This window comes from Oleiphilus sp. HI0125 (genome assembly GCF_001635355.1).
The window spans coordinates 1-683 of the sequence record NZ_LWGF01001526.1; the positions used below are offsets into that span (position 1 = coordinate 1).

Consider the following 683-nt stretch of genomic DNA (forward strand, 5'->3'; position numbering starts at 1 on the left):
TCACTCGCCAGTTGCCACTTACTCTTACTGACCATATACCCTTACGTGCACCTTTTAACGGATGCATATGGAGACCTGGCAAATCCATATCATCGGGACATTCAGCCTGATCAAGGTTAGTCAGAATCAAACGCAGCTTCTTCTCATGCTTTTTCTGGATGCCGGAGGTACTTCCAGAGTCATAAAACTTCTGAAGCCCTTTGTGGAGGAAGCTTTTAATCATAGGTTACAAGTGTAACCCAAAAGGTTTCAGTGCGCCAAGCTTTAGTATTGTCCATAATGTTTCTCGTGCTTAATCAATAAGGCACATTAATGAACGAAGTTTTGGAGGTAAGTTATGTATTTCTCTGAAAAACAACTGAAACGCGAACCTTGGAACAAAGGGAAACTGGTAGGTCAAAAACTTCCATTGAAACAAGAGCATATATGGGCAATCAGAACACGGCTTGAGATGGCTGGAAAACTGCGAGACTTGGCGTTATTTAACTTGGCTTTGGATAGCAAATTACGTGGATGCGACTTGGTTAAACTAATGGTTCGCGATATTGCACGTAATTCCGAAGTGATGGTTAGAGCGCAAGTAATCCAACAAAAGACGCAACATCCAGTCATTTTCGAAATCACAAGAAAGACCCGTGAGACAATAGCGAACTGGATTGAGAGTCGTTCGCTAAGCTCCTTAG

General features: G+C 42.5%; 1 protein-coding gene and 1 pseudogene. One reads left to right on the forward strand and one right to left on the reverse strand.

The window, feature by feature from the left end; translation table 11 throughout:
- Nucleotides 1-223, reverse strand: a 223-nt coding sequence (locus A3762_RS25510) for a type II toxin-antitoxin system RelE/ParE family toxin (RefSeq protein WP_068758214.1), incomplete at its 3' end; no start/stop codon positions are given.
- A 114-nt stretch (nucleotides 224-337) separates the two neighbouring features.
- Between A3762_RS25510 and A3762_RS25515 the strand changes: the two are divergent.
- A pseudogene (locus A3762_RS25515) lies at nucleotides 338-683 on the forward strand (integrase); the annotation flags it as partial.